The 26402-nt window shown below is 72.4% G+C and carries 29 protein-coding genes; 10 read left to right on the plus strand and 19 right to left on the minus strand.

Annotation, left to right across the window (positions count from 1 at the left end; translation table 11 throughout):
* Window positions 1-29: 29 nt before the first annotated feature.
* The 3 genes from H297_RS35135 to H297_RS0107485 all read right to left on the minus strand — a co-directional run bounded on the left by H297_RS35135 (window position 30) and on the right by H297_RS0107485 (window position 2037).
* On the minus strand, window positions 30-245 hold the full coding sequence (locus H297_RS35135; protein WP_051351649.1) for a hypothetical protein: 216 nt from the start codon (window positions 243-245) through the stop codon (window positions 30-32).
* Between the two features lie 239 nt (window positions 246-484).
* Window positions 485-601 (minus strand): SGM_5486 family transporter-associated protein, encoded by a 117-nt coding sequence (locus tag H297_RS44080; protein ID WP_486589441.1) that lies wholly within the window; start codon window positions 599-601, stop codon window positions 485-487.
* A gap of 17 nt (window positions 602-618) precedes the next feature.
* A complete protein-coding gene (locus tag H297_RS0107485) occupies window positions 619-2037 on the minus strand; it encodes a CynX/NimT family MFS transporter (protein WP_106959580.1) in 1419 nt (472 codons plus the stop codon).
* A 22-nt stretch (window positions 2038-2059) separates the two neighbouring features.
* On the opposite strand from H297_RS0107485, the gene H297_RS0107490 reads away from it, so the two are divergent.
* Complete coding sequence (locus H297_RS0107490; RefSeq protein WP_078513833.1) at window positions 2060-2797, plus strand: FCD domain-containing protein; 738 nt, start codon at window positions 2060-2062, stop codon at window positions 2795-2797.
* A gap of 154 nt (window positions 2798-2951) precedes the next feature.
* Here the strand turns inward: H297_RS0107490 and fabI are convergent, their stop codons facing one another.
* Window positions 2952-3722: an enoyl-ACP reductase FabI gene (gene fabI / locus H297_RS0107495; protein WP_027736521.1), complete on the minus strand. Its 771-nt coding sequence runs from the start codon at window positions 3720-3722 to the stop codon at window positions 2952-2954.
* Window positions 3723-3726: 4 nt separating this feature from the next.
* The gene (fabG, locus tag H297_RS0107500) at window positions 3727-4431 is read right to left on the minus strand and encodes a 3-oxoacyl-[acyl-carrier-protein] reductase (RefSeq protein WP_027736522.1); all 705 of its coding nucleotides are present in this window, start codon (window positions 4429-4431) and stop codon (window positions 3727-3729) included.
* 232 nt (window positions 4432-4663) lie between these two features.
* On the opposite strand from fabG, the gene tyrS reads away from it, so the two are divergent.
* From tyrS to H297_RS0107515, 3 genes are all read left to right on the plus strand, one after another.
* Entirely contained in the window at window positions 4664-6118 is a 1455-nt protein-coding gene (gene tyrS / locus H297_RS0107505; protein WP_027736523.1) for a tyrosine--tRNA ligase, read from the plus strand.
* Between the two features lie 274 nt (window positions 6119-6392).
* Window positions 6393-6770: a DUF3099 domain-containing protein gene (locus H297_RS0107510; RefSeq protein ID WP_037793340.1), complete on the plus strand. Its 378-nt coding sequence runs from the start codon at window positions 6393-6395 to the stop codon at window positions 6768-6770.
* Between the two features lie 192 nt (window positions 6771-6962).
* Window positions 6963-7208 carry a hypothetical protein gene (locus H297_RS0107515; RefSeq protein ID WP_027736525.1) on the plus strand — a complete coding sequence of 82 codons (246 nt, stop codon included), beginning with the start codon at window positions 6963-6965 and terminating at the stop codon, window positions 7206-7208.
* A 31-nt stretch (window positions 7209-7239) separates the two neighbouring features.
* Here H297_RS0107515 and moaA read toward each other — a convergent pair whose 3' ends face one another.
* Entirely contained in the window at window positions 7240-8229 is a 990-nt protein-coding gene (gene moaA / locus H297_RS0107520) for a GTP 3',8-cyclase MoaA (protein WP_027736526.1), read from the minus strand.
* A 171-nt stretch (window positions 8230-8400) separates the two neighbouring features.
* The gene (locus tag H297_RS0107525; protein ID WP_027736527.1) at window positions 8401-8964 is read right to left on the minus strand and encodes a CocE/NonD family hydrolase; all 564 of its coding nucleotides are present in this window, start codon (window positions 8962-8964) and stop codon (window positions 8401-8403) included.
* 71 nt (window positions 8965-9035) lie between these two features.
* Between H297_RS0107525 and H297_RS0107530 the strand changes: the two genes are divergently transcribed.
* Window positions 9036-9491 (plus strand): ArsR/SmtB family transcription factor, encoded by a 456-nt coding sequence (locus H297_RS0107530; RefSeq protein WP_486589470.1) that lies wholly within the window; start codon window positions 9036-9038, stop codon window positions 9489-9491.
* 150 nt (window positions 9492-9641) lie between these two features.
* On the opposite strand, the gene H297_RS0107535 is transcribed toward H297_RS0107530, so the two are convergent.
* Window positions 9642-11288 (minus strand): sodium/solute symporter, encoded by a 1647-nt coding sequence (locus H297_RS0107535; protein WP_027736529.1) that lies wholly within the window; start codon window positions 11286-11288, stop codon window positions 9642-9644.
* Window positions 11285-11749, minus strand: a complete 465-nt coding sequence (locus H297_RS0107540; protein ID WP_027736530.1) for a DUF485 domain-containing protein — start codon at window positions 11747-11749, stop codon at window positions 11285-11287. The genes H297_RS0107535 and H297_RS0107540 overlap by 4 nt, the downstream gene beginning before the upstream one ends.
* 295 nt (window positions 11750-12044) lie before the next feature.
* Between H297_RS0107540 and H297_RS0107545 the strand changes: the two genes are divergently transcribed.
* The gene (locus H297_RS0107545; protein WP_027736531.1) at window positions 12045-13586 is read left to right on the plus strand and encodes a S8 family serine peptidase; all 1542 of its coding nucleotides are present in this window, start codon (window positions 12045-12047) and stop codon (window positions 13584-13586) included.
* A gap of 88 nt (window positions 13587-13674) precedes the next feature.
* Here H297_RS0107545 and H297_RS0107550 read toward each other — a convergent pair whose 3' ends face one another.
* A complete protein-coding gene (locus tag H297_RS0107550) occupies window positions 13675-14592 on the minus strand; it encodes a sterol desaturase family protein (protein ID WP_027736532.1) in 918 nt (305 codons plus the stop codon).
* A 537-nt stretch (window positions 14593-15129) separates the two neighbouring features.
* Here H297_RS0107550 and H297_RS0107555 point away from each other — a divergent pair.
* The 3 genes from H297_RS0107555 (at window position 15130) to H297_RS0107565 (ending at window position 18036) form a co-directional block, all read left to right on the plus strand.
* Window positions 15130-16152: a DEDDh family exonuclease gene (locus H297_RS0107555; protein WP_051351701.1), complete on the plus strand. Its 1023-nt coding sequence runs from the start codon at window positions 15130-15132 to the stop codon at window positions 16150-16152.
* Between the two features lie 52 nt (window positions 16153-16204).
* Complete coding sequence (locus H297_RS35140) at window positions 16205-17152, plus strand: SURF1 family cytochrome oxidase biogenesis protein (RefSeq protein WP_078513835.1); 948 nt, start codon at window positions 16205-16207, stop codon at window positions 17150-17152.
* A 104-nt stretch (window positions 17153-17256) separates the two neighbouring features.
* A complete protein-coding gene (locus H297_RS0107565) occupies window positions 17257-18036 on the plus strand; it encodes an SDR family oxidoreductase (protein ID WP_027736534.1) in 780 nt (259 codons plus the stop codon).
* Window positions 18037-18096: 60 nt separating this feature from the next.
* Here the strand turns inward: H297_RS0107565 and amaP are convergent, their stop codons facing one another.
* From amaP to H297_RS0107590, 5 genes are all read right to left on the minus strand, one after another.
* A complete protein-coding gene (gene amaP / locus H297_RS0107570; protein ID WP_027736535.1) occupies window positions 18097-18693 on the minus strand; it encodes an alkaline shock response membrane anchor protein AmaP in 597 nt (198 codons plus the stop codon).
* Between the two features lie 15 nt (window positions 18694-18708).
* A complete protein-coding gene (locus tag H297_RS35145) occupies window positions 18709-19284 on the minus strand; it encodes a DUF6286 domain-containing protein (protein ID WP_486589442.1) in 576 nt (191 codons plus the stop codon).
* Complete coding sequence (locus H297_RS0107580) at window positions 19281-19745, minus strand: hypothetical protein (RefSeq protein WP_027736537.1); 465 nt, start codon at window positions 19743-19745, stop codon at window positions 19281-19283. Before H297_RS0107580 ends, H297_RS35145 begins: the two co-directional genes overlap by 4 nt.
* A 4-nt stretch (window positions 19746-19749) precedes the next feature.
* A complete protein-coding gene (locus H297_RS0107585; RefSeq protein ID WP_027736538.1) occupies window positions 19750-19938 on the minus strand; it encodes a hypothetical protein in 189 nt (62 codons plus the stop codon).
* 78 nt (window positions 19939-20016) lie between these two features.
* The gene (locus tag H297_RS0107590) at window positions 20017-20538 is read right to left on the minus strand and encodes an Asp23/Gls24 family envelope stress response protein (protein WP_027736539.1); all 522 of its coding nucleotides are present in this window, start codon (window positions 20536-20538) and stop codon (window positions 20017-20019) included.
* Between the two features lie 186 nt (window positions 20539-20724).
* Between H297_RS0107590 and H297_RS0107595 the strand changes: the two genes are divergently transcribed.
* On the plus strand, window positions 20725-21474 hold the full coding sequence (locus H297_RS0107595) for a hypothetical protein (protein ID WP_027736540.1): 750 nt from the start codon (window positions 20725-20727) through the stop codon (window positions 21472-21474).
* A 48-nt stretch (window positions 21475-21522) separates the two neighbouring features.
* On the opposite strand, the gene H297_RS0107600 is transcribed toward H297_RS0107595, so the two are convergent.
* From H297_RS0107600 to H297_RS0107615, 4 genes are all read right to left on the minus strand, one after another.
* Window positions 21523-22302, minus strand: coding sequence for an enoyl-CoA hydratase/isomerase family protein (locus H297_RS0107600; RefSeq protein ID WP_027736541.1), 780 nt, complete (start codon window positions 22300-22302; stop codon window positions 21523-21525).
* A 156-nt stretch (window positions 22303-22458) separates the two neighbouring features.
* Window positions 22459-22680, minus strand: coding sequence for a helix-turn-helix domain-containing protein (locus H297_RS0107605; protein WP_027736542.1), 222 nt, complete (start codon window positions 22678-22680; stop codon window positions 22459-22461).
* Between the two features lie 435 nt (window positions 22681-23115).
* A complete protein-coding gene (locus H297_RS0107610) occupies window positions 23116-24714 on the minus strand; it encodes an ABC-F family ATP-binding cassette domain-containing protein (protein ID WP_027736543.1) in 1599 nt (532 codons plus the stop codon).
* A 195-nt stretch (window positions 24715-24909) separates the two neighbouring features.
* A complete protein-coding gene (locus H297_RS0107615) occupies window positions 24910-26184 on the minus strand; it encodes a hypothetical protein (protein WP_027736544.1) in 1275 nt (424 codons plus the stop codon).
* Between the last annotated feature and the right edge of the window lie 218 nt (window positions 26185-26402).

A 26402-nucleotide genomic window follows, 5' to 3' on the forward strand; every position in this document is an offset into this window, starting at 1 on the left:
ACCCCGCTGCCGTTCTGCGACCGGGCCGGTCAGGCGCCCACCGTGCTCCACAGGCGCACCAGGAAGGACACCAGCGGGCTGTCACCGGCCTGCGGGGCGGCGTCCGCCTGGCCCTGTCCCACCAGGAGGACGAGCAGCGCAGCAAAGCACAGGGCGGGGAGCACCAGCGCCCACCAGGGCAGCCGGGTCTGCACGGCGTCCGCCGCTGGGGTCTCGGGGCCGGCGTCTGTCGCGCGGGGCGTCATGGGGCTGCCTCCCGGTTCGGGGCTTCGTCGCGTCGAGATGCGTCGACATCTCGTCGACTGCCTCGACGGTACGAAGCACCGGGGCGCCGGCCCATCCGGTGAGCCACCCAGTTACCCCTGACGCCGGCCCCCTAGGGGACGGTGGTGCCAGGTGCACCACCGGTGGGTGCGGCCCCACCCACCGGAGGCCCACCGCCGGGCCGTCGGGCGGGATGCGCCGCTGCGGGGACCGCGCGGCGTCAGGGGGAGGCGATGCTGGCGATCACCCCGATGACGACCGTCACGGCCATCATCGCGCCGAAGATCATCAGCAGCTTCTTCTGCGGATTCGGGGGGTTCGGTTCGAGAACTGGCATGTGTGCCAGTGTCGCACTCAGCGCCCGTCCTCGATGACGCGGTCCCGGCCCGCCAGCAGCCCGGTCGCCATCTGCGCGACCATGAGCGCGGCCATCAGCACGATCGGCACGCGCCAGCCGCCGCTGACATCGTGCAGGGTGCCGACCAGCAGCGGCCCGGGGATGGAGATCAGGTACCCGGTGCTCTGGGCGAAGGCGGACAGCTTGACGACCCCGGCGCTGGACCGCGAGCGCATCCCGATCATGGTGAGGGCCAGCGGGAAGGCGCAGTTGGAGACGCCCAGCACCAGGGACCACACCCACGCTCCGGAGGCCGGAGCCAGCCACAGGCCCGCGTACGCGACGAGACCGCAGGCCCCGAGGGCCAGCACGAGCGGACCCTGGTGCCGCATCCGGGCCGCCATCTTCGGCAGGACGAAGGAGAGCGGCACGCCCATGCCCATCGTCACCGCGAGCATCACGCCGGCCGCCGAGGCGGAGACCCCGGCGTCGCGGAAGATCTGCGGCAGCCAGCCCATGGTGATGTAGGCGGCGGAGGCCTGGAGGCCGAAGAAGACGCCGAGCCACCAGGCGGTCGGTGACTTGAGGATGCGGATGCCCTGGCCGGCCCGTACCTCGCGGGCGCCTCGGGCCCCGCCGGTCGAGGTGCCCGCCTCGGCCGCCGTGCGGGCCTCGCCTGCGACCGTCTCCTCGGGGACGGCCTCCTGCTCCGCCTGGGGCTCGGGCGCGCGGGCGGACCGGTGCCGGGAGACGACGGCCCAGGGGACGACGGCGAGCACACCGAGGGCCGCCCAGGCGCCCAGACCCGCACGCCAACTGCCGCCCAGGGCATCGGTCAGCGGGACGGTGACGGCGGCCGCCGAGGACGTGCCCAGGGCCAGAGCCATCGAGTAGAGGCCCGTCATGGAGCCGACCCGGTCGGGGAACCAGTGCTTGACGACGACGGGCATCAGCACGTTGCTCACCGCGATGCCGGCCAGGGCCAGGGCCGTGGCGGCGAGGAAGGTGGAGGTGCCGCCGGCGAACGGCCGCAGAAGCAGCCCCAGGGTGACCGCGACCATGCCGGCCAGCACGACGGCGGCCGGGCCGCGGCGGCGCGCCAGCCGGGGCGCCAGACCGCCGAAGACCGCGAAGCACAACGGCGGTACGGAGGTGAGCATCCCGGCGACGGTGCCGTTCATGTGGAGGGCGTCGCGGACCTCCTCCAGAAGGGGGCCGAGCCCGGAAATGGCCGGACGCAGGTTGAGCGCCGCGAGGACCATCCCCACGGCGACGAGACGGAGCACCCAGCGGGGCGCCACCGAGGCGGCGCCGCCCGGTTCGGGAGGTGCCGGGGCCGGGCGCCCGGGCGCGGCGTGGTCGCGCACCTCGGTGGTGCCGGTGGTCGGAGCGGTCGCCGGTGCGGGGTTCCTGTGGTCGTCGTCTGCCATGGCCATGCCGTCATCATAGAATGATGGGATGAATCGCGGCCAATCGCTCTCCCCTCCCCCCTCTCGTCCCCCTTCCCACGGCTCCCCCGCGCCCCCGCTGTCCACCCCGCAGCGCGCCCCCCTGGCCACCCAGGTGATCGCCACCCTGCGGCAGCAGATCACCTCGGGCGAGTGGCCCGTGGGCGGCCGTATCCCCACCGAGCCGGAGCTGGTCGAGCAGCTGGGCGTGGCCCGCAACACGGTGCGGGAGGCGGTGCGGGCCCTGGCCCACAACGGGCTGCTGGACATCCGGCAGGGCTCGGGCACCTATGTGGTGGCCACCAGCGAACTGGCGGGCGTGATGCACCGGCGCTTCGAGGGGGCCGACCCGGGTCATGTGGCGGAGCTGCGCTCCGCGCTGGAGACGGCGGGCGCCCGGCTGGCGGCCCGGCGGCGTACGGACGCCGATCTGCGACAGCTCGACGGGCTGCTGGCGCGCCGGGAGGCGGCCTGGGAGTCGGGCGATGTGGACCGCTTCATCGACGCGGACCGCAACCTGCACATGGGCGTCGTCGCGGCCTCGCACAACGAGGTCCTCTCCGCGCTGTACGCGGACCTCGCCGAGGTGCTGCGCGCCTTCCTGCGGCACGACGTGGGCGAGACGCTGCGCCCCGAGAACCACATGGACCACGCCCGGCTGCTGGAGGCCGTCCGCACCCAGGACGCGGAGGCCGCCTCGATCGAGGCGGCCTCCCACACGGCGGAGTGGAGCCGCGGCGTCCTCTGACGGACCGCGCGCCCCGGGGGTTCAGGCCCCCTTCGTGTGCACGCCGCCGACCGCTTGCCGACCGCCGCTCTCGCACCGCTCGGCCCAGGGGCCTCGCGGGCTTCGGACGGCTGCGCCGGACTCCGTCCGGCCGTGATCCAACGGGTATCGGCGTTCAGGCCCCCATCATGTGCACGCCGCCGTCGACGTGCACGATCTCGCCGGTGGTCCGCGGGAAGAAGTCCGACAGCAGGGCGGCGACGCCGCGGCCGGCCGGCTCCGGGTCCGACAGCTCCCAGCCGATGGGCGCGCGGTGGTTCCACACGTCGGCCAGCTCCTCGAAGCCCGGGATGGACTTGGCCGCCATGGACTTGATGGGCCCGGCCGAGACGAGGTTGCAGCGGACGCCCTTCGGGCCCAGGTCACGCGCGAGGTAGCGGTTGGTGGACTCCAGGGCCGCCTTGGCCACGCCCATCCAGTCGTACTTCGGCCAGGCGATCTGCGCGTCGAACGTGAGGCCGACGACCGAGCTGCCCTCGTGCATCAACGGCAGGCACGCCATGGTGAGCGACTTGAGGGAGTACGCCGAGATGTGCACGGCCGTGCTGACGTCCTCCCAGGCGGCACCGAGGAAGTCGAAGGCGCCCTGCGGGCCGAAGGCGATGGAGTGCACGATGCCGTCCACCCGCGCGTCCGCGCCCCAGTGCTCGCGGATCTTGTCGGCGAGCCCGTCCAGGTGCTCCTGGTTGCTGACGTCCAGCTCGATCACGGGCACGGCCTCGGGCAGCCGCTTGGCGATCCGCTCCACCAGGGAGAGCCGGCCGAAGCCGGTGAGGAGCACCTCGGCCCCCTGCTCCTGGGCGACCTTCGCCGCGTGGAAGGCGATCGACCCGTCGGTGATGACGCCGGTGACAAGGATGCGCTTGCCCGCCAGGATTCCGCTCATTGTTTCAGTGACCCATGCCCAATCCGCCGTCGACGGGAATGACGGCTCCGGTGATGTACGCGGCCTCGTCGGACGCCAGGAAACGCACCGAGGAGGCGACCTCGGCCGGTTCGGCGTAGCGGCCCAGCGGTACCTGCTTGACGAAGTCGGCCCGCTGCTCCTCGCTCAGCGCGCGGGTCATGTCGGTGTCCACGAACCCGGGAGCGACGACGTTGCAGGTGATGTTGCGGGAGCCCAGCTCACGGGAGAGCGAGCGGGCGAAACCCACCAGACCGGCCTTGGAGGCGGCATAGTTGACCTGCCCGGCCTGCCCCATCAGGCCGACGACCGAGGAGATCAGCACGATACGGCCCTTACGGGCGCGCAGCATGCCCCGGGAGGCGCGCTTGACCACCCGGAACGCGCCGGTGAGGTTGGTGTCCACGACGGAGGTGAAGTCCTCCTCGGACATCCGCAGCAGCAGTTGGTCGCGGGTGACGCCCGCGTTGGCGACCAGGACCTCGACCGGGCCCTGCTTCTCCTCGATCTCCTTGTACGCCTGCTCCACCTGCTCCGGCTCGGTGATGTCGCACTTGACGCCGAGGAAGCCCTCGGGCGGCTCTCCGGAGCGGTAGGTGACGGCGACGTTGTCGCCCCCCTCGGCGAAGGCGCGGGCGATGGCGAGGCCGATCCCGCGGTTCCCTCCGGTCACGAGCACTGAGCGGCTCACGGTGTGACCACCCTTTCTGCTGGTGCTTTCACTGTCCAAGACGATCTGTCGCAATGAGAACCTATCCGGCGGCAGCGGGTCGCGAGCACTCGGGCACGGACAGGGGGCCCGGCGGGCTCCTGTGGGGTCCCTACAGAAACCGCCGCCCACGACAGCGGCCGTGGGCACCGGTGTCGGTGGTGGCGCATAGACTTCGCCTGACCATTTCGACACCCACCACCAGGACAGTGACGTGACACGCCTCGGCGACTCCGTACAGCGCGCCAGTGAGCTGCTGGCCCAGGACCTCACCTCCGACTCGCACGTCGAGCGACTGCTCGCGGAGACCGGGGCGCGGCGCTATCTGGACCTGAGCGATCTGCCGGCCGCGGAGCAGGCCGCGCTGATCGGCGCCCGGGCGGTGGAGCTGCTGCCGTCCGTGGAGAAGCTCGCCGAGCGGATCGAGGAGCGCGCAGCACAGGGCAGGCGGCTGCACGTCAAGCTGGGTATCGACCCGACGGCGGCCGATGTGCACCTCGGGCACGCGGTGCCGGTCACCGTGCTGAGCCGCTTCCAGCGCATGGGCCACGACGTCACGCTGATCATCGGTGACTTCACCGCCAAGATCGGCGACCCCTCGGGCCGCACAGCCGAGCGCCCGCCGCTGACCGACGAGGACATCGCGGCGCATCTGTCCGGCTACCGGGACCAGTTGCGGCCGTTCTTCGACTTCGAGAAGGTGCGGTTCGCGCACAACAGCGGCTGGCTGGCCCCCTTCACGCTGCCGAAGCTGCTGGGGCTGCTGGCCCAGGTGCCGGTCTCCTCGCTGCTCCAGCGCGAGGACTTCCGCAACCGGCTCTCGGAGGGCTCGGGCCTGACGATGTCGGAGCTGCTCTACCCGGTCGCCCAGGCCCTCGACTCCGTCGAGTTGGCCTGCGACGTGGAGCTGGGCGGCGTCGACCAGCTGCTGAACCTCCAGATGGGCCGCCGGGTGATGGAGGTCTACGGGCAGCAGCCGCAGTTGGTGTGCACCATGCCGCTGGTCGAGGGCACCGACGGTTCGGGCGCCAAGATGTCCAAGTCGAAGGGCAACTACGTCGGGCTGGCCAGCACGCCCGACGAGGTGTTCGGCAAGATCATGTCGATCCCCGACCGGCTGATGGTGCCCTACCTGCGGGCCTGGACCGAGTGGACGGACCCGGAGATCGAGCAGGCGACCGCCCGGATCGAGGCGGGCTCGCTGCACCCGATGGACCTGAAGAAGATCCTGGCCGGCGAGGTCGTCGCGGCGCTGCACGGGGTGGCGGCGGCGATGGCGGCGCGGGCCCACTTCGTCGCCCAGTTCTCCAAGAAGTCGTTCTCCGAGGTGGAGACGCTGCCCTTCGTGGAGCTGGCCGAGCACGGCGAGGAGGGCATCGCCGCGATCCTCACCAAGGTGCTGGCCTTCACCCCGAGCGCCTCGGCCGCGCGGCGGATCGCCAAGCAGAACGGGCTTCGGCTGATCGTCGAGAAGGGCGGGCAGGAGCCCCGGACGGTGGTGCTCCCGGAGGCGGAGGCGCTGCGGCCACTCGCCGAGGTCGCCAGGGAGGCGGTGGCGGGTCTTCAGGCGCCCGAGAGCGGTACGCCGCAGGGCGGCGACACGACCGACACGGCCGACACGGTGTACCTGAAGGCGGGCCGCAAGGTCGCGGAGGTCCGCGGGCTCTGACCCGAGGCGCCGAGCAGCGAGCGCCGGGCCGCGAGTGCCGGGAGAAAAGCCCGGGGCGGCTGCTGGGGCGCAAGCGCCGGGTTCCGGCGAGAGTGAGCGGTGGGGCCTGCGTACGCTGTCGGGCCCCCCGCTGCACCGTTGTGCGTAGGCCGACCGGTCGCCCCCGCCCGACGCCCCGGTCTCGTTCCGGGCGCATCCGGGGCGTACCGTGGGAAACGTCCGGATCTCCCGGTACGGCCGCGGGGAACGGCAGGTGAGCAGGTGGTGAATCGTGATGCGGAAACAGCACGAGCCGGAGGTTTTCCGGATCACCGGGGCCCGGCAGGGCCTCCAGGAGGACGTGCGCACGAGGCAGCGGCGCTACGTGGTGTCCATGCTGGTCCGCACCGTCGCCGTCCTGCTCGGGATCGTCCTGTGGAACGTGGAACGGCCGCTGGCCGTCGCCGCGTTGGTGCTCGGTCTGACGCTGCCCTACATCGCGGTGGTGGTCGCCAACGCGGGCCGGGAGAACGCCCCCGCCTCGCCCTCGTCCCTCATGACGCACCCTCCGCGCCGGGTCCTGGAGGGCTCCGATGTGACCAAGGCCGAGGGGAAAACGGCGTCCGACGACGCCGAGCGGACCCCGAACGGGGCGGCGCGCGAGAGCGGTTGAGGTGTCGCCGGACAGCAAGCTCAGGAAAACCTCAGATCAATCTTGCTGTTCCGGTGCACTGCGACCGCTCCCGCATGCCATACTTCAGGTGCGCTCCGCATCCCCCGTCGGAGCGATGGACCGACGCCGGGCGGCTCCCCCCGTGGCTGCCCGGCGTCGCTTAATGTCCGCAGCGTGAGGGAAGATGGCGTGGTGATCCCTTCCGCCTCCCCCTCCGCCGAGGGGCCCGACATCCCGATCTGCTCCGCCAAGGGCTGCCGCGAGCCGGCGGTGTGGGTCCTCGCCTGGAACAACCCCAAGCTGCACACGCCGGAACGCCGCAAGACCTGGCTGGCGTGCGAGGAGCACCGCGAGTACCTGTCGACGTTCCTCAGTGTCCGCGGCTTCCTGAAGGACACCGTGCCGCTGGCCGACTGGGACGCGGCCGACGGGGACTGACGCCGTATCGCCCGGACGACCCGGCCAGGATTCAGCCGCCGATGGCGGACATCGGGCGCTGGGGCTGGACGAACGCGGGGTCGTCGATCCCGGCGCCCGCCTTCTTGCCCCACATCGCCTTGCGCCACAGCTCGGCGACCTCCGCGTCGCTCGCACCGTCGCGCAGGGCGCCGCGCAGGTCGGACTCCTCGGTCGCGAACAGGCAGGTACGCACCTGCCCGTCCGCCGTCAGCCGGGTGCGGTCGCAGGCCCGGCAGAAGGGGCGGGTGACGGAGGCGATGACGCCGACGTTCTGCGGGCCGCCGTCCACCAGCCAGCGTTCCGCGGGTGCCGAGCCCCGCTTCTCCTCGTCCTCCGCGGTGAGGGTGAAGCGGGTCCGCAGCGCGGCCAGGATGTCCCCGGCCGTGATCATGCCGTCGCGCTGCCAGTTGTGCTGGGCATCCAGCGGCATCTGCTCGATGAAGCGGAGTTCGTAGCCCTCCGCCAGCGCCCAGGAGAGCAGGTCGGGCGCCTCGTGCTCGTTGAGCCCGGGCATCAGCACGGCGTTCACCTTGACCGGCGTCAGGCCCGCCTCGCGGGCGGCGGCCAGGCCGCGGAGCACGTCGGCGTGGCGCTTGCGCCGGGTCATCCGCTGGAAGGTGTCCGGGTCCAGGGTGTCGAGCGAGACGTTGACCCGGTCGAGGCCGGCATCGCGCAGGGCGGCGGCGGTGCGTTCGAGGCCGATGCCGTTGGTGGTCAGCGACATGCGGGGGCGGCACTCCAGCTCGGCGCAGCGCGCCACGATGCCGGTCAGCCCGGGGCGGAGCAGGGGTTCACCGCCGGTGAAGCGCACCTCGGTGACGCCCAGCTCGGTGGTGGCGATCCGGACCAGGCGGACGATCTCGTCATCCGTCAGCAGCTCGGGTTTCGCCAGCCACTGCAACCCTTCCTCCGGCATGCAGTAGGTGCAGCGCAGGTTGCAGCGGTCGGTCAGCGAGACGCGCAAGTCGGTGGCGACCCGCCCATAGGTGTCGAGCAGCATGCTGACGGCCCTCCCAAGTGCGTGATCTCTTCGTCAGCGTAAGTCACCCTTGTGACATCCGACAGCGCCGTCCGAGGCGCCCTCGCAGGTGCGAGGGCAGCACCCTGAGCAGGCTGGCAGACGCGGGGCGCCCACCGCGGGGCCGTACCGGGAAGGCGTCAGGGGGCGGGCTCAGCGCAACGCGTCCGCCCCGCCCTCGGCCCACACCGGCAGCGCGGAGGGATGTGCGGCGTCCCTGTGGACCCGGTTGACGGCCACGGCGGTGCGGCGGGCCGTCGCCTCCGGCTCACCCGTGTTGGTGTTGACGTCGAAGCGGGGAAAGTTGCTGGAGGAGACGTCCAGCCGGATGCGGTGGCCGGCGGTGAAGCGGTCGGCCGTGTCCGGGGCCGTCACCTCGATCTCGTACACCTTTCCGGGCTCCAGCGGCTGCGGCCGTTCGAAGGAGCGGTGGAAGCGGCAGCGGAGGATCCCGTCGGTGCGGTTCACGGCGGAGCCGTGCGGATGGTCGGGGTGGGGCGGATGCTCGTCGATCAGCTTCACGGTGAAGTCGGTGTCCGGCGCGGACGAGGGGATGTGAAGCCGCACCGACACGGGCCCGGCCAGCACGACGTCCCTGGTCAGCGGGGGTGTGACGAGGCTGATCACGTCCGGGCGGGCGTGCAGCGGCAGGCAGGGGGCGCGCACCCCGTGGACGCGTGCGTCGGGCGCGTTCTGGTCGCAGGCGCCGCCGGACATGACCGGGTCTCGACGGTCATGCCCGTGAGGTCAACCGCCGGCTCGCCACGGCCCGCCGCCCCGCCGACGTACTGGCCGGGCTGCTGCCCACCGCCTCGCGGGCCGGTCCCGGGGAGCGGATCAAGCGGGACAAGCTCCAGATCGACGAGGTCCGGGTGGGGCCGCGTCCGCTGGTTCTCGTGCCGTCCGCCCGGGTGTGGCCGCATCTGACGGTGAAGGGCAAGGACCCGTCCTGCGTCGTGGTGCAGTACGCCGTGCGGGCGCCGGCCCCCGCCGGGGCGCTGTCGGTGCGGGCCCTGCACAACCGGCTCGCCGCGCGGGCCTCGCCCGGCCGCATGGAACTGTGCCGGCACCTGCTCGGGGAGCCGTTCACCACGTCGGAGCCGACGGCCCGGCTGGGCTCGACCGGGCCCCAGGTCTCCCGGTCCCTGCGCCGACTGCGCGAGGCGGGCCTGGTCCGCTCCGCCCGCGAGGGCAAGCTGGTACGCCCACCGGCTGGCGACCGAGGTGGTCCGGGCGCCGGGTGACGACGTCCTGGCCACCGTGATGCGCTGACCCCACCGCCCCACCGTCTCCGCCGTTCTCGCCCCGACGACAGTTGGACGGCCTCCCGGCCCGGGCCGGGAGGCCGTCCAACTGTGGCCTGCCGGGCGCAAGGCACCGGCGGCGCGGGTCGGTCAGTGGGCGCCCACGCCCGTCATGGAGCGGACCTCCAGCTCCGCGTACTTCTCGCCGCCGGCCACCTCGTCCGTGGAGAGCAGGGAGGCGATCCAGCCGAGAAGGAAGCCCAGCGGGATGGAGATCAGCCCCGGGTTCTCCAGCGGGAACCAGGCGAAGTCGGCATCGGGGAACATGGAGGTCTCCTTGCCGGTGACGACCGGCGAGAAGAAGACCAGCAGCACCGAGGAGAGCAGCCCGCCGTAGATCGACCAGAGCGCTCCGGTGGTGGTGAAGCGCTTCCAGAAGAGGCTGTAGAGCAGCGTCGGCAGGTTCGCCGAGGCCGCGACGGCGAAGGCGAGGGCGACCAGTCCTGCGACGTTGAGCTTGCCCGCGAAGATGCCCAGCCCGATGGCGACGGCCCCGATGATGACGGCGGAGACGCGGGCCGCCTTGACCTCCTCCTTCTCGGTGGCCTGGCCCTTGCGGATGACGTTGGCGTACAGGTCGTGCGCGAAGGACGACGAGGACGCCAGGGTCAGCCCCGCGACGACGGCGAGGATGGTGGCGAAGGCCACGGCGGAGATCATCGCCAGCAGCACGGCGCCGCCGGTGGAGTCCGCGCCGCCGCCGATCTCCTGGGCCAGCAGGGGCGCAGCGGTGTTGCCCGCCGCGTTGGAGTCGGTGATGGTCTTGGGGCTGAGCAGCGCGGCGGCGCCGAAGCCGAGGGCGATGGTCATCAGGTAGAAGACGCCGATGATGCCGATGGCCCAGTTGACCGACTTCCGTGCCGCCTTGGCGGTGGGCACCGTGTAGAAGCGGATGAGGATGTGCGGCAGCCCGGCGGTGCCCAGGACGAGCGCGATGCCCAGGGAGAGGAAGTCGATCTTCGAGGTCGCCGTGACGCCGTACTTGAGCCCCGGCTCCAGGAAGGACGCGCCCTTTCCGCTGTTCTCGGCAGCGGCGCCCAGCAGCGAGGAGAGGTTGTAGTTGAACTTGTGGAACACCAGGAAGGTGATGATCACGGTGCCGCCGATCAGCAGGCAGGCCTTGATCATCTGGACCCAGGTGGTGCCCTTCATCCCGCCGATCGTCACGTAGAGGATCATGATGATGCCGACGAAGACGACGATGAGGTTCTTGCCCGCCTCGCCGGTGATGCCGAGCAGCAACGCGACGAGCGCGCCCGCGCCGACCATCTGTGCGAGCAGGTAGAAGATCGAGACGATGATGGTGGAGACGCCCGCAGCGGTCCGGACGGGGCGCTGACGCATCCGGTAGGCGAGCACGTCACCCATCGTGTAGCGGCCCGAGTTGCGCAGCGGTTCGGCGACCAGCAGCAGCGCCACCAGCCAGGCCACCAGGAAGCCGATCGAGTACAGGAAGCCGTCGTACCCGGACAGCGCGATGGCGCCGGCGATGCCGAGGAACGACGCGGCGGACATGTAGTCGCCGGAGATGGCCAGCCCGTTCTGGAAGCCGCTGAACTGCCGCCCTCCGGCGTAGAAGTCGGTGGCGTCCTTGGTGCGCCGTCCCGCCCAGACGGTGACCGCGAGGGTGATGACGACGAAGACGGAGAACAACGTGATGATCAGCGGACGGTGCTCGGTGGCACCGGCGGCGACCAGTCGGGTGGCGGGGGCCGCCAGGTCCACGGTGGCGCTCATGCGTCGTCCTCCTGCCCGGCGAGCTGGCCCTCGCCCTCGTCACGCGGCTCGGCCTGGTGCCCGATGCCGCCCTGCCCCGCGGCCGGCCGTGGAGTGCCCGGAGCGGCCTGCTCGTGGGTGCCCGCCTCCAGCCGCGTCTTGAGAGCCTTCGCCTTGGGGTCGAGCTTCGCGGCGGCGAAGCGCGAATACCACCAGGCGATCAGGAAGGTCGTCAGGAACTGCGCCAGGCCGAAGACGAAGGCGACGTTGACCGTGCCGACGACCTTCTTGCCCATGAACTCTCCCGCGTAGTTGGAGAGCAGCACGTAGAGCAGGTACCAGACGATGAACGCGACGGTGAGCGGGACGACGAACGAGCGGTAGCGGCTCCGCAGTTCACCGAACTCGGCGCTGTTTTGCACCTCGGTGTAGTCGCAGCCTCCCGGTGGGCCGGGGGAGGCGGGCTGGGCTGGGGTGTCCACGATGACTCCAGTCGGAACGTGAGGGAACGGCCGGACCGGCGAGGCGGACCGGTGCAGAAGGGAACACAGGGACGGTAAAAATACGTGAGTGTGACACATGTCTCAGCGGACACATGGGTGCGCGCATCGTAAAGCCCGTCCCGGCTCGGCGACAGAGGGGCGGCCGGGGAAACGGAAAAGAAGGATCACGGCTCCGCACACCCTGCGGACTTTCTCCATCAATCCATTGCAGTTGGCAGCCTCGCAGGGATAACTTCCGTCGTCTGTGGACAACTTCAGACGACATGGAGACCGCATGGAATCGAGACCTTCCAGACGGCGACGCGCTCTCGCGGTGCCGCTGGGACTGGTACTGACCGCCTCCTTGGGCCTGGCGGGCGCCGCCGCGGCCAGCGCGCAGGGCACCGAGGGCGACGCGGCCCCCAGGGTGAAGGCGGGCGAGAAGCTCAGCTACGTCGTCAACACGGATACCGATCGCGGTACCGTCAAACGTGTCAAGCGGGAGATACGCAAGGCTGACGGCGAGGTCGTCGCGGCGTACCAGAAGATAGGCGTCATCGTCGCGCACTCCGCCGACCCCGAGTTCGGCCGGACGCTGCGCGCGGTCGAGGGCGTCGACTCCGCCGGCGCCACCCGCACCACCCCGCTGGAGTCCGCGACCACCACCGAGGTGGGCAAGCCGGTCTTCGTCAAGGAGCCCGGCAAGGCCTCCGCGTCGGCGAAGAAGGCCGAGGCCAAGGACCAGGAACCGCTGGAGTCCCTCCAGTGGGACAAGCGCGCCATCAAGGCCGACAAGGCCGCCGAGGTCGACGAGGGCAGCAGGAAGGTCACCGTCGGCGTCGTGGACACCGGCGTGGACGACACCCACCCGGACCTGAAGGCCAACTTCTCCGCGGCACAGTCCGCGAACTGTGTCGGCGGCAAGGCCGACACCGCACGCGGCGCCTGGCGCCCCTCCGACCCGGCCGAGGACTACCACGGCACCCACGTGGCCGGCATCATCGCCGCCGACCGCAACGGCGTCGGCGTCGCGGGCACGGCCCCCGGCGTGAAGGTCTCCTCCATCAAGGTGGCCGAGCCGAAGACCTCGCTGTTCTACGGCGAGGCGGTCGTCTGCGCGATGGTCTTCGCGGCCGACCACGGCGTCGCGGTCACCAACAACAGCTACTACACCGACCCGTGGCTCTACAACTGCGACGACCAGGCCGACCAGAAGGCCATCGCGGACGCGGTGCAGCGGGCCGTCTCCTACGCCCAGCGCAAGGGCGTGACGACCGTCACCTCGGCGGGCAACTCCTCGCAGGACCACGCCGCGAGCGAGATCGTGGACGAGACCAGCCCGAACGACAGCACCCCGGTCAAACGCGTCATCGACCCGGCCACCTGCAAGGACGTGCCGACGATGCTGGAGGGGGCGACCTCGGTCTCGGCGACGGGCGCGCAGAACTCCAAGTCGTACTACTCCAACTACGGCCTGGACCAGATCGACGTGACGGGTCCCGGCGGTGACCGCCGCTACCAGACGCCCGACGAGCCGGCCAAGGACGGCGGTGTGCTCTCCACCATGCCGAACGGTGAGTACGCCTACCTCCAGGGCACCTCGATGGCCGGTCCGCAGGTCGCGGGTGTGGCGGCGCTGCTCAAGAGCACCCACCCCTCCTCCAGCGCCCAGGAGATCTCCTGGCTGCTGAAGGCCCAGGCGCAGTCCCTGCCCTGCCCGGACAGCTACGACCCGGACGGCGAGGGCACCTACGCGGCCAAGTGCACCGGCATGAAGGGCAACAACAGCTTCTACGGGCACGGGCTCGTGGACGCGCTGGCGGCCGTCACGAAGTGACGCCACCGAGGCGGCCGTGACCAGATCGGTCGCCGATACGAGGGGCCGGGCCGCACCAGCGGTCCGGCCCCTTCGGCTGCCGGCCCGGCTACTGCACGGGGGCGCTCGGCGCGTGCGCTGCCGCTTGCGGGGCCGCCGCTTCGGGGGCGGACGCCGCGGGGCCGGAGCCCGTGGCTGCGGGCTGCCAGCCGGGGCCGCGGAAGACGTGGCCGGCGCGGTCCCGCCAGGTGCGCGCGGCACGCACGTCGCGGGCGATGGCCGCGTACTCGTGGGTGGCCACACGCAGCGGGTTGAAGGTGTCGATGTCCTTCGTCAGCCCGAAGACGCACGGATCGCTCTCGGGCACGAACGAGCCGAACAGCCGGTCCCAGACGATGAGGATGCCGCCGAAGTTGCGGTCCAGGTAGCCGCCCTGGGAGGCGTGGTGCACCCGGTGGTGCGAGGGCGTGTTGAGGACGAACTCGACCGCCCGGGGCAGCTTGCCGACCCGTTCGGTGTGGACCCAGAACTGGTAGACCAGGTTCGCCGACGAGCAGAAGGCGAGGGCGGCCGGATGCACGCCGAGCGCGATCAGCGGTACGTAGAACGGCCACACGGTCCAGCTCGTCCAGGGCTGACGCAGGGCCGTGGTGAAGTTGAACTTCCTGCTGGAGTGGTGCACCACGTGGCAGGCCCACAGGATGCGGATCACATGGTGGCCGCGGTGCGACCAGTAGTAGAAGAAGTCCTGTGCGAGCAGCATCAGGACGACGGTCCACCAGTGGAGCGGGACGCGCAGCGGGGTGAGTTCGTAGACCGCCGCGTAGATCGCGACGATCGGTATCTTCCACAGCGCGTCGAAGACCAGGCTGCCGAGACCCATGGTGACGCTGGTCGCGGCGTCCTTGGCCTCGTACCCGGCCGAGTCCTCGTCCGGGTGGAGGCGGTAACTGATCATCTCGACGACGGTGAGCAGGACGAAGGCGGGGACGGACCAGAGGACGACGTCGGGCAGGTTGGACGGCATGTCAGGAAGGTAAGGGCAGCGACCGGGGTCCCGCCAGGGGTAGTTACCGATGCGTACTACTCACGCGTACGGTCTCACACGTACAGCCGCGAGACGGCTCGACACGGCCTCGCATCGGCGCACCGCACGGCAGCGCACACCGGACCGGGGCGCACCGTAGGGAAGTTGGGAGACCTCCGGGCATCCGGCCGGGCGACGCCGGGCCCGCATGCTGCACCCCGCGCGCACGGCACAGCGCGAACTGCCCGGCGGCCACACCTGGTTGCCCCAGGCGCGGGCGCGAGCCGACAGGGCGGACACTTCGCGGGGTCCGCCACGCACCCGCGCGGAAGCTACCCGTAGAGTCCGGGGTACGGTTCGGCGGTTTGCTCCCGATGCCCGATTCGCCCTCCCCGCAGGGCCGTCGGGACGGCGGCGCCACCGCTCCCCCGCACGTACCGCCCCGGCACCGGAGGCGGGCGCGCCTGAAAGCAGTGTCAGTACCGCCCCGTATTCTCTGTGACCATGCTCGAAGACCAGCCGGCCCGCCCCGACGGGATGTCCGAGCGCATCCCCGCGCAGCTCGCCGCCGACAGCCTGCCACCGCAGATCTGGCCGTCCGGATATCCGGACGGCTACGCGGTGGTGGACGTCGAGACGACGGGCCTGGCGCGTGACGACCGGATAGTGTCGGCGGCCGTCTACCGCCTGACCGCCCGCGGCGAGATCGAGGACCACTGGTACTCACCGGTCAACCCGCAGCGCGATCCCGGGCCCACGTGGATCCACGGGTTCACCGCCGAGACACTGGCCGACGCGCCGCTCTTCGCCGACATCGCCGAGGAGTTCGCCGCCCGCCTGCACGGCCGCGTCCTGGTGGCGCACAACGCCCTCTTCGACTGGTCGATGATCGCCCGCGAGTACGCCCGCGCCCGGCGCGAGGCGCCGGTACGGCAGCGGCTGTGCACCATCGCCCTCTCCAAAGAGCTCTCCCTCCCCCTGCCCAACCACAAGCTGGAGTCGCTGGCCGCGCACTACGGAGTCGTCCAGCAACGGGCGCACCACGCGCTGGACGACGCACGCGTGCTGGCCGAGGTCTTCCGCCCCAGCCTGCACCTGGCCGTGCATCAGGCCGTGCGGCTCCCGCTGCTGGCCTGCAAGCCGCTGACCGAATGGGCCGACTCGGTGGTGCCGCGACCCGGCGGCGCACCAGGTGGCGGGTACCGGTCGTACGGCCGCGGCCAGGGCACCTGGCGCCCCTCCCGCAAGCGCCCCGCATGCCCGTATCCGAACCCCGGGCGGTACGAGCCGGAGGGCCCGCTGGTGCAGGGCATGCGCGTAGCCATTTCCGGTGACACCTGTGTGGACCGCGAACTGCTGGAGGACCGCGCCATCGCGGCCGGGCTGCACATCGCGAGCAGCGTGTCGCGGCTGACCAGTCTCCTGGTGACCAACGACCCGGACGCCGCCACCTCGAAGGTCGCCAAGGCCCGTGCGTTCGGGACGCCGGTCATCGACGAGGCGGCCTTCACCCATCTGCTCCAGGACGTGGCACCGGCACCGGGCGGCGCCGCCCGGTGAAGTCGGGGGTCCGCAGCGGAGAGCGGCGGCCCGAGGGGTACCGTCGGTAGGCGTGTACCGCTTCCTGTTGTCCCGGCAGTGGGTGATCCTCACCCTGCTCGGCCTCGCGCTGATCCCCACCATGATCAAGCTGGGCTTCTGGCAGCTGCACCGCCACGAGAGCCGGGTCGCGCGCAACGAGGAGGTCGCCGCCAGCCTCGCCGCACCCACCGTGCCGGTCGGCAGGCTGACGGGCGTGGGGCGGGAGCCCGCCGACGACGACAAGTTCCGCACGGTCACGGCCCGCGGGCGGTACGACACCGGGCACGAGGTCGTGGTACGGCACCGGACCGCAGCCGACGGGGACACCATCGGCTACTTCGTCGTGACCCCACTCGTCCGCCAGGACGGCTCCGCGGTCCTGGTCAACCGCGGCTGGGTCCGCTCCGAGGGCGACCTCACCTCCTTCCCGAAGGTGCCCGAACCGCCGAAGGGCGAGGTCACGGTCACCGGGCGGCTGATGCCCGACGAGACCTCCGAGGCCAGCGGCATCAAGGACACCAAAGGACTCCCGGACCGCCAGGTCATGCTGATCAACAGCAAGGAGCAGGCCCACGAGGTGGGTCGCCGCATGCTGGGTGGCTTCGTCCAGGTGATGAAGACCTCGCCCGAGCCCGCGGGCAAGCAGCCGGAGGTGCTGCCGGAGCCCGACCACAGCGGGATCGGCCCGCACATGGCGTACGCCGTGCAGTGGTGGCTGTTCACGGCCGCCGTGCCCGTCGGGTGGGTCGTGCTGGTGCGCCGGGAGGCGAAGGAGCGGCGGGCCGCGCAGACGGCACCGAACGCGGGCGGGCCCGGCCCGGGCCCCGGCGGGTCGGGGCCCGGCACCGAGGGTTCCGGCCCGGACGCCCCAGGATCCGGGTCGGCCGCGTCCAGCGCCGCCTCCGGCGGGACGGACGCGGAGCAGGAGGAAGGCCGGGGGGAACAAGCGGACGAGGCAGCGGAGAAGGTCGCACCGTAGCGCCCTCGGCTCGCCTTCCGGTGGTCGGGCCAACGTGTTCCGGTGGTCGGGGGCACCGTCCTCCCCCGGGCGCCGGACGGCAGGCGTCGGGCAGACTGCTCCCCATGGATCTTGGACTTTCAGAGCGCGTCTACGTCATCACCGGCGGGACCCGTGGCCTCGGGTTCGCCACCGCCGCGCAACTTCTCGCGGAGGGCGCACGGGTCGTCGTGACCGGCCGGTCCCAGAAGTCGGCCGAGGAGGCCGCGGCCCGGCTCGGCGTCGAGGCGTCCGGCGCGGAGGGCAGGGCCCTGGGCGTCGAGGCGGACAACGCCGACCCCGAGACCCCCGCCCGGGTGATCGCGGCGGCCCGCGAACGCTTCGGACGCTTCGACGGGCTGCTGGTCAGCGTCGGCGGCCCGCAAGCCGGTGTGCCCGCGGACGAGCTGACCGACGAGCAGTGGCAGACGGCCTTCGACAGCGTCTTCCTCGGCGCGGTACGGCTGGCCCGCGGGGCGGCGGGCGAACTGGGCGAGGGCGGCGTGATCGGCTTCGTCCTCTCCGCGTCCGTGCACGAGCCGATCCCCGGACTCACCCTCTCCAACGGGCTGCGCCCCGGACTGGCCGGGTTCGCCAAGACCCTCGCGAACGAGCTGGGGCCGCGGGGGATTCGCGTACTGGGCCTGCTGCCGGGGCGGATCGGCACCGAGCGGGTGGCCTACCTCGACTCGCTCTCCGGTGACGGGGACGCCGCCCGGGAGCGCAACGCGGCGGCCATCCCGCTGCGCCGCTACGGCACGCCGGAGGAGTTCGGCCGCACCGCCGCGTTCGTGCTCTCCCCTGCCGCCTCCTACCTCACCGGGGTGATGCTCCCGGTCGACGGCGGCGCACAGCACTCGTTCTGACCGGACCCGTTCCGACCGGGGCGGCCGGGCGGATGCGGCAACCGTCCCCGCCCGGGGCGCTCAACTGACGCGTTCCGCCCGGTGCCGGGCGGCCCGCATGCGGACCTCGGCCGGGAGGGCGTCCAGCCCGGCCGAGGTCGCCGCGTGCTGGAGGGCCTCCCGTCGCAGCTCGTGCACCACGGGGCCGGGCCGGGCGTGGGCGGCCAGGACGAGACCGATCCGGGCCCGCGGCCGGTCGCGGCACCCCGTCAGGGTGACGCGGGCGTGGTCGACACCGGGCTGTGCCTCGGCCTCGGCCGCGATGACGTCCTCCAGGGCGCGGCCCCGCAGCACCGCCCCCTCGCCGTCCTTGCTGTCGATCAGTGCCTCACCCAGCTTGCGCCGCCTCAGCTGGGCGAGCAGCCACCACAGGGTCAGGAGCAGCAGCACGGCCGAAGCCGCGATGACCACCGGCCACCACCAGCCCTGGTCACGCCACCTGGTGCGGTTCGCGTCGGTCAGCAGCACGTCCCCGGGGCGTGTCCACGGCCAGTCGGACGGCATGGACACCCCCCAGCGCCGTGGGAGGTCGGCGGCGGCGAAGAGCACGGCCAGGCCCAGTGCGAGCAGCACCAGCCCGGCCAGCGCGGCCAGCACCCGGTTGACGGTCCGCAGCATGACTCTCGTCTCCCGTCACTTGCCCGGTCGTCGTACGTGTACGGACAGGCCCGGGCGCCGGGCCAGGCCGAGCTGTTCGATGCCGTCCCGCAGCGCGCCGTCCAGGTCGGAGCGCACCTCGGCCAGGTCCCGGAAGTGCGCCTGCGCGTGGGCCCGGACCTTGCGGCGCCTGACCTTCACCCGTGCGGCCTGCACACCCGGCACCTCCATCGCCCGGTCCCGCAGCACCAGGGCCGCGGCGGAACGTTCGAGTCCGGCGCGTACCTGCGGGGTGTCGGGCCGCATCGTCAGCAAGGAGCGCTTTCCGGCGGTGAGCGCCAGCGCCAGCAGCCACAGGCCGAGCGCGGCGGCCACGGCGGCGCCCGCCATCACGAGGACGTCGTCGAGCCGCCGGGTGGCCAGTTCGTGGGTGAGGGTGCGCCGCCACGCCATGCCCGGCCGCCCGGCCCGTACCGAGGCCACGTCGTACAGCAGGAAGCCGAGACCGGCGAACAGCAGCAGCGCCACGATGCCGCCCGGCGCCCGGCGCACCGACCAGAAACGGCCCGCCGTACCCGCGCGGTGACCGCCCTTGGACTCGTCCCGGCTCACGTCACCCTCCCGGCGCTGTCGCCCTTCAGGTGCGCGGAGTGCAGCCGGTCGATCTCCAGAGCCACGTCCGGCACCTCCATGCCGACCAGTTCCCGTACCCGCTCCACGACGCGGCGGCGCACCGCCCCGCACTGAGCGCCCAGGTCGGAGGGGTACCGCAGTTCGAGCGCGATGCGCACCCGGGCGGTCCTCTCCCGTACCGAGACACTCGTACGGCGCACCGGCTGCCGCACCACGGGTCCGGTGCCCCGCTCCGGGGGCTGCTGCCCGGTGCCGGCCTCCTGCGCGGAGGCGTCGGCGTGCCCGCGCAGTGCCTCACGGGCGGCCTGGGCCGCCACCTTGGCCACCACCCGGTCGGCGATCCGGGTCGCGCCCCGCGCTCCCGCGGACACCCGTTCCTCCCGCGGAAGCTGCCCGGCCACGGGTGCCCGCCCGGCGTCGGGAGACTGCCCGTCCGTCATGGGGTCACCTGCGGCGTTCGTCGTTGCGGCCGCGGAAGAGGTCACCCGCGTCCAGGTCGCCGTCGACGAACCTGCCCACCAGGAAGCCGACGGCGCCCAGCGCCGCCACCAGCAGGAAGGCCCCGAAGCCGCCGAAATACCCGGCGAAGCCCAGCGCCAGGCCGGCGATCAGGCCGACAAGGGCCATGCTCATGTGCGCTCCTTCGCTCGGCACCGCGGCGAAGCACGCGGCGCGGTCACCTCCACGGCGCCGCAACCGGCGCCGGCACTGCTACTGCAACCGGGGGCGGTCCTGGTCGTCGTCGTCCTCGTCCTCCTCGTCGGGCAGCTTGACGTCGCTGACCCCGATGTTGACCTCGACGACCTCCAGGCCCGTCATGCGCTCGACCGCCGAGACGACGTTCTCACGGACCGACCTTGCGACGTCGGAGATCGAGACGCCGTATTCGATGACGATCTCCAGATCGAGCGCCGTCTGCACCTCGCCGACCTCGGCCTTGACCCCTCGGGTGACCGCCGAGGGACCACTGCCGCCGGGCACTCGGTCGCGGACCGCGCCGAAGGTTCGGGCCATGCCGCCGCCCATGGCGTGCACGCCGACGACGTCGCGCGCCGCCATGCCTGCGATCTTCTGCACCACCCCGTCGGCGATGGTGGTCCGGCCGCGGGATCCCGCGGGGCCGCCACCCGATCCGCGCCGGGCCGGCTCGTTCCTGCCGCCGCTCTGCTGCTCGTTCGCCGACGCGCTGCTCGCGCGGGTGTCGGAGCGGTCGGACGTACTGTTCTCGGACATCTCCTGCGCCCCTTCCGGAGGTTCGAAGCGGCCTGCCGCTCCGCTGCTCACGGTAGGCGCGCGGCGGTCAGGACGCGCGGCCACGGCGAGCCCCCTGCGGCCGACCGGGTGACTGCGGCACCCGGACACCGTCCCGCGCCCCCGGAGACGGAACGCTTACACCAGCGCAGGAACGAAGGGAGAGCCATGCCGACGGAGAAGCTGACCCAGATGGTGCGGCAACAGCTCGGGCTGGGCCGGCTCCTGCCGCTGGGCCGGGCGCAGGACGGGACCTGGATCGCCGAGGAGGCGGCCGTCGGCGTGCTGGTGGCAGCGGTGCGGGACGCCGGGCCGAGCCGGGTGCGGATCGATCTGAGCGACCCCGCCTCGGCGTCCCGGCCCGCCGTTCCGCCACCGCCCAGTGCCCTGCCGTACGGGCCGCTCACGCTCACCGCCGAGCTCGCCGTCCCCGCAGGACGCTCCGTGCCGGAGACCGCGGACTCCGTACGGCACACCCTGCTGACCACGGCCGAGCGCGCGCTGGGGCTCCATCTGGCGGCGGTCGATCTGCGGGTGACGGAGCTCCTGGAGGACGCCTCGAAGGCCGCAGGCGAGGGCTCGCGAGCAGCCGGGCGGGCCGGGTCGGAGGGGTCCCGCCAGGAGGAGACCGGGCACCTGGCGCGCGCCGTGCTCGCGGTGGACGGCGTCACGCGGCTCGCGCCCGTGGTGGGCCCGGCGCTCTCCCATGTCGCTGCCGGGCCGGCCCGGCAGGCCGTCGACGTCTCGGAGGGCGACGGCGAGCGCCCGCACCTCCTGTTGCAGCTCGCCGTCTCCCCCACCCGCCAGGTGCTGGAAACGGCACGCGCCGCGCGCGAGGCGGCGCGCGGCGCGCTGGTCGCCGACAGTGGAGAGCAGGCGACCGTGGCCGTGCTGGTCACCGCCGTCGACCACGTCTGAGAACCGGCGGGCGGACGGGGCCGGGCGTACTGCCTGCGGCTGCCTCGGTCAGTCCCCCAGCCCCGCGAGATCGCGCAGGCGGCGCGACTGCGCGCCCCGCTCGGCGGCGCGCTGCTCGTCGTACGTGCGCGTCGCCGCGCCGGCGAGGAGCGCCTTCGTCTCGACCACCGCGTCCCGGGGGGCGGCCAGCAGGGCCGCGGCCAGGTCGGTGACGGCCCCGTCGAGCTGCTCGGGGGCGACCACGAGGTTGGCCAGGCCGACGCGCTCGGCCTCGTCCGCACGGACGAAGCGGCCCGTGGCGCAGATCTCCAGTGCGCGGGCGTAACCGACGAGGGCGGTCAGCGGATGGGTGCCGGCCAGGTCGGGCACCAGTCCGAGGCTGGTCTCGCGCATGGCGAACTGCACGTCGTCGGCGCACACCCGCAGGTCGCAGGCCAGCGCCAGTTGGAAGCCCGCACCGATGGCGTGCCCCTGGACGGCGGCGATGCTGACCAGATCGGGCCGGCGCCACCAGGTGAACGCCTGCTGATACTCCGCGATGGCGGTGTCCAGCTCCTCGTCGGAGCCGCGCGCCAGGTGCAGGAAAGAGAGCTCGCCCTCGATGCCCTCGGGCTCGAATGCGCGCCGGTCGAGCCCCGCGGAGAAGGACTTGCCCTCACCGCGCAGCACGGCGACGCGGACGGAGCCGGGCAGCACGCGGCCCGCTTCGGCCAGCGCCCGCCATGTCGCGGGCGTCTGCGCGTTGCGCTTGGCCGGGTTGGTGAGGGTGACCGTGGCCACCTCACCGTCCACGGCGACGTGCACGCCGTCCTTGTCGAGCAGGGGCATCGAGGTCCTCCGGTGGTTACTCATCAGTTCGGTCGACCGAAGAGTAACCACCGGGGTGAACGCTCGGAAAGCCTTGTCGACAGGGGACCGGCAGGTGAGCGACGGGCGTCGCCGATGCGCGGGAAGCCCCCGCGTCCCGCGCAGGTCCTGGGGGACCTAGGACGAGGCTGCTTTCTTGCCCCGCGTCGCACCACCGCGGCCACGCAGCGTCACACCGGACTCGCTGAGCATCCGGTGCACGAACCCGTAGGAACGGCCCGTCTCTTCGGCCAGCGCCCTGATGCTCGCGCCGGAGTCGTACTTTCTCTTGAGGTCTGCCGCGAGCTTTTCGCGCGCGGCGCCGGTCACCCGGCTGCCCTTCTTCAGAGTCTCGGCCACCCGTGCCTCCTCATGGGAAGTGCGCTCTGTGACTCTCATGATCACCCCTCCCCCTCTATCTGGCCACCCATTCGGCAAGGTCTTCGCCCGGAGCTTGGGAACTTGTGCACCGGCCGTCCGGCCGGAACGCCGTGCGCACGGCCCCATGCAGATGCACGTGCATCCGCCCCGGAAACCCGGAGCGGATGCGAAAGGGGCAGGTCAGCGACGCACCCGAGCCGCGTGGGAGGCGGCGCCGTTCCTCCTGCCACGGAGGCGCACCACCCGGCACGGGACCGCGCCGGGGTACGAGGTGCTCTCACTCAGATGAAGGATCAACGGTCGGCCGAATGATCCATCCGGGGTGGATCAAGAAGGGGGACCGCACGGAGAGGATCAGCCCAGCGGGCCCCATCGAAGGCGGCCCTCGCGACGGCAGCGGGGGCGAACGGCGGCTCAGGCGAGGGCGACGAGGTCCGCGTAGTCCTCGTTCCACAGGTCCTCGACCCCGTCCGGAAGCATGATGATCCGCTCCGGATGGAGGGCGGCGACGGCCCCCTCGTCGTGGGTGACCAGCACGACCGCACCGGTGAAGGTGTGCAGCGCGCCGAGGATCTCCTCGCGGCTGGCCGGGTCCAGGTTGTTGGTCGGCTCGTCCAGCAGCAGCACGTTGGCCGACGAGACCACCAGCGTCGCCAGCGCCAGCCGGGTCTTCTCACCGCCCGAGAGCACCCCGGCCGGCTTGTCCACGTCGTCGCCGGAGAAGAGGAAGGAGCCCAGCGTCTTGCGGATGGCGACCAGGTCCATGTCGGGCGCGGAGGAGCGCATGTTCTCCAGCACCGTACGGTCCGGATCCAGCGTCTCGTGCTCCTGCGCGTAGTAGCCCAGCTTGAGCCCGTGCCCAGGCACGACCTTGCCGGTGTCCGGCTCCTCGATGCCCGCCAGCAGCCGCAGCAGTGTCGTCTTGCCCGCGCCGTTGAGGCCGAGGATGACCACGCGGGAGCCCTTGTCGACGGCCAGGTCCACGCCGGTGAAGATCTCCAGCGAGCCGTACGACTTCGACAGGTCCTCCGCCATCAGCGGGGTCCTGCCGCACGGCGCCGGGTCAGGGAAGCGCAGCTTGGCGACCTTGTCGTCCTGGCGCTCCGCCTCCAGCCCGGACAGCAGCTTCTCCGCGCGCCGGGCCATGTTCTTCGCCGCGACGGCCTTGGTGGCCTTGGCCCGCATCTTGTCGGCCTGCGAGTTGAGCGCGGCGGCCTTCTTCTCGGCGTTGGCCCGCTCCCGGCGGCGCCGCTTCTCGTCGTCCTCGCGCTGGATCTGGTACTGCCTCCAGCTCATGTTGTAGATGTCGATGGTCGAACGGTTGGCGTCCAGGTAGAACACCTTGTTGACCACCGTCTCCATCAGGTCGACGTCGTGGGAGATGACGATGAGGCCGCCGCGGTAGGTCTTGAGGAAGTCCCGCAGCCAGGCGATGGAGTCCGCGTCCAGGTGGTTGGTCGGCTCGTCCAGCAGCAGCACGTCGGCGTCGGAGAAGAGGATGCGGGCCAGCTCCACGCGGCGCCGCTGACCGCCCGAGAGGGTGTGCAGCGGCTGGCCGAGGACCCGGTCGGGCAGTCCCAGGCTGGCGGCGATGGTGGCGGCCTCCGCCTCGGCGGCGTAGCCGCCCTTGGTGAGGAACTCCGTCTCCAGGCGCTCGTACTTCTTCATCGCCTTGTCGCGGGTGGCGCCCTGGCCGGTGGCGATGCGCTGCTCGTTCTCCTGCATCTTGCGGATCACCTGGTCCAGGCCGCGCGCGGAGAGGATGCGGTCCCGGGCCAGCACGTCCAGGTCACCGGTGCGCGGGTCCTGCGGCAGGTAGCCGACCTCGCCCGAGGAGGTCACGCTGCCGGCGGCGGGGGTGCCCTCCCCCGCCAGGCACTTGGTGAGGGTGGTCTTGCCCGCGCCGTTGCGGCCCACGAGTCCGATGCGGTCGCCCTTGGCGATGCGGAAGGTGGCCGACTCGATGAGGATGCGGGCGCCGGCGCGCAGCTCAAGACCGGTGGCGGTGATCACTGGAGAACTCCAAGGCAGGACTGTGGACGTGCGTACGGATCAGGGGCGAACGCGCGGGACGGCGCGCTCGCGTGCGGGAGCGAAGCGGCGTACGCACGCCTAATGCACGAGGAGATGAGGCATGGGGCCATTCTACCGGCGGAAGGCAAACGCTTTTCCGGCCCGGCCCCGGCCCGCGACGGGCGTGCCGGTCGGTCACTCCCCGCCGGTGTGGACCTGGAAGGCCGCGCGGCGGACGGCCTTGGCGAGCGCGGGGTCCGGGTGGGCGGCGGCCAGGGCGACGAGGACCTGCACCGTGCGCGGGTGTCCCGTGGCCCGTACCTCCTCCAGCAGTCCGGGGACCGAGCCCTGCACGGCGGTGCCGAGGTGGTCGACCAGCAGTTGTTCCTCGCCGTGGTCGGTGACGGCGGCCGCGGTGTCCACCCACAGCCAGGTGGCCTCCTCCCGGGTGAGCACGCCGGGGGCGCCGCCTGCCAGGTCCTCCGGGTCGGTACCGGCCTGCTCGGCCAGCCACAGCAGCGCGTAGGGCCGCAGCGTCGGCTCGTCGGCGGCCTCCTGCACGGCCGGCTCGGCGGGCGCCCCCACCACCCGCAGGGCCTCGAAGGCCAGCCCGCGGATCAGCGCTTCCTCGCCCCGGGCTGCGTCCAGCAGCTCGGTGACGGCGTGCCCGGTGGGGCGGGCCGCCAGCCAGGCGCGGTACTCGTCGCGTGCGGGACCCGGCGTCATCCGGGCGCAGCCGCGCAGCATCTCCTCCGCCGACTGCTCGATGTTGCCGGCGGGGCTCTGCGCGGCGACGCAGATCTGCTCCAGCTTGGTCCACACCGCCCAGTGGCCGAGCGGGGTGAGGACGGCCGAGCCCTGGCGGAGCCCCGGCTCGCTCTCCGGCTCCTCGTCGGGGCACCGGGTGAGGGCGCCGACGGCGGAGAGGCCGTCGAGCGCCCAGTCGAGCAGTCCGGGCAGGGCGACACCGACGACGGCGCGGCCCGCGCCGGGCTGGTGGGCGTCGCGTTCGGCGCGGAGTTCGGCGATGCGCCGGCCCAGCAGGTCGTGGAGGAGGGCGAAGGTGACGGGCCCGCCGGACAGGTGCATGACGGACAGGAACTGGGGGACCGCCTCGACGACCTCGGCGACCAGACCCTGTTCGTGCGGCAGCGGCGCGGGGTGGGCCAGCGACCAGGCGTCGAAGAGGGCCACCCAGCCGCGCAGCACCGCGCTGTCGTCCCGGTCCCAGGCGCGCAGCCGCCAGCCGGCGCGGGCGGTCTCCCCGTGCAGTTCGATGAGGCCCGCCAGCTTGGCCCGGCCCCAGTGGGCCCGCACCTGGGGGACGGTCATCCGCAGCTCCTCGGCCGCGCTGCGGGCCTCCGCACCGGTGTGCGGGGAGCTGCCGGTGCGGGCGGCCCAGTGGGCGAGGCGGACGGCGTCGCCGAGGCTGGCCCGCGCGTAGCGGGCGAGCTGGTCGCGGGGGAGCATGCCGTCCGGGGGCCGGGGCGTCCGGGCGGCGCGCCGCGTCGTGACAGTGCGCCGGGCAGCGGCGACGGGCTGTCGTGGGACGAGGCGGAGCCGGTTGTCTCGCGGGGTACGGGACGTCGTCACAGGAGCAGTCTTCACGCTGTGCCCGGGAAACCCAAACCTGGGGTGCCATATCCGGTCGCACCCGTCGCTCGTCGCGCTTCCGTCCGGGCGGGCGG

It is taken from the genome of Streptomyces sp. CNT360 (assembly GCF_000424785.1).

Excerpts from the sequence above, each read along its gene's own strand:
- H297_RS0107615 (WP_027736544.1), bottom strand. The coding sequence starts at position 26,184 with ATGCTCCCCCGCGACCAGCTCGCCCGCTACGCGCGGGCCAGCCTCGGC.
- H297_RS0107485 (WP_106959580.1), bottom strand. The coding sequence starts at position 2,037 with ATGGCCATGGCAGACGACGACCACAGGAACCCCGCACCGGCGACCGCT.
- H297_RS0107525 (WP_027736527.1), bottom strand. The coding sequence starts at position 8,964 with ATGTCCGGCGGCGCCTGCGACCAGAACGCGCCCGACGCACGCGTCCAC.
- amaP (WP_027736535.1), bottom strand. The coding sequence starts at position 18,693 with ATGCTGCGGACCGTCAACCGGGTGCTGGCCGCGCTGGCCGGGCTGGTG.
- H297_RS0107535 (WP_027736529.1), bottom strand. The coding sequence starts at position 11,288 with ATGAGCGCCACCGTGGACCTGGCGGCCCCCGCCACCCGACTGGTCGCC.
- H297_RS0107510 (WP_037793340.1), top strand. The coding sequence starts at position 6,393 with ATGCGGAAACAGCACGAGCCGGAGGTTTTCCGGATCACCGGGGCCCGG.
- H297_RS0107550 (WP_027736532.1), bottom strand. The coding sequence starts at position 14,592 with ATGCCGTCCAACCTGCCCGACGTCGTCCTCTGGTCCGTCCCCGCCTTC.
- H297_RS0107580 (WP_027736537.1), bottom strand. The coding sequence starts at position 19,745 with ATGACGGACGGGCAGTCTCCCGACGCCGGGCGGGCACCCGTGGCCGGG.
- H297_RS44080 (WP_486589441.1), bottom strand. The coding sequence starts at position 601 with ATGCCAGTTCTCGAACCGAACCCCCCGAATCCGCAGAAGAAGCTGCTG.
- moaA (WP_027736526.1), bottom strand. The coding sequence starts at position 8,229 with ATGCTGCTCGACACCTATGGGCGGGTCGCCACCGACTTGCGCGTCTCG.
- H297_RS35135 (WP_051351649.1), bottom strand. The coding sequence starts at position 245 with ATGACGCCCCGCGCGACAGACGCCGGCCCCGAGACCCCAGCGGCGGAC.
- H297_RS0107590 (WP_027736539.1), bottom strand. The coding sequence starts at position 20,538 with ATGTCCGAGAACAGTACGTCCGACCGCTCCGACACCCGCGCGAGCAGC.
- H297_RS0107545 (WP_027736531.1), top strand. The coding sequence starts at position 12,045 with ATGGAATCGAGACCTTCCAGACGGCGACGCGCTCTCGCGGTGCCGCTG.
- H297_RS0107595 (WP_027736540.1), top strand. The coding sequence starts at position 20,725 with ATGCCGACGGAGAAGCTGACCCAGATGGTGCGGCAACAGCTCGGGCTG.
- H297_RS0107600 (WP_027736541.1), bottom strand. The coding sequence starts at position 22,302 with ATGCCCCTGCTCGACAAGGACGGCGTGCACGTCGCCGTGGACGGTGAG.
- H297_RS0107490 (WP_078513833.1), top strand. The coding sequence starts at position 2,060 with ATGAATCGCGGCCAATCGCTCTCCCCTCCCCCCTCTCGTCCCCCTTCC.
- fabI (WP_027736521.1), bottom strand. The coding sequence starts at position 3,722 with ATGAGCGGAATCCTGGCGGGCAAGCGCATCCTTGTCACCGGCGTCATC.
- H297_RS0107555 (WP_051351701.1), top strand. The coding sequence starts at position 15,130 with ATGTCCGAGCGCATCCCCGCGCAGCTCGCCGCCGACAGCCTGCCACCG.
- H297_RS0107585 (WP_027736538.1), bottom strand. The coding sequence starts at position 19,938 with ATGAGCATGGCCCTTGTCGGCCTGATCGCCGGCCTGGCGCTGGGCTTC.
- H297_RS0107565 (WP_027736534.1), top strand. The coding sequence starts at position 17,257 with ATGGATCTTGGACTTTCAGAGCGCGTCTACGTCATCACCGGCGGGACC.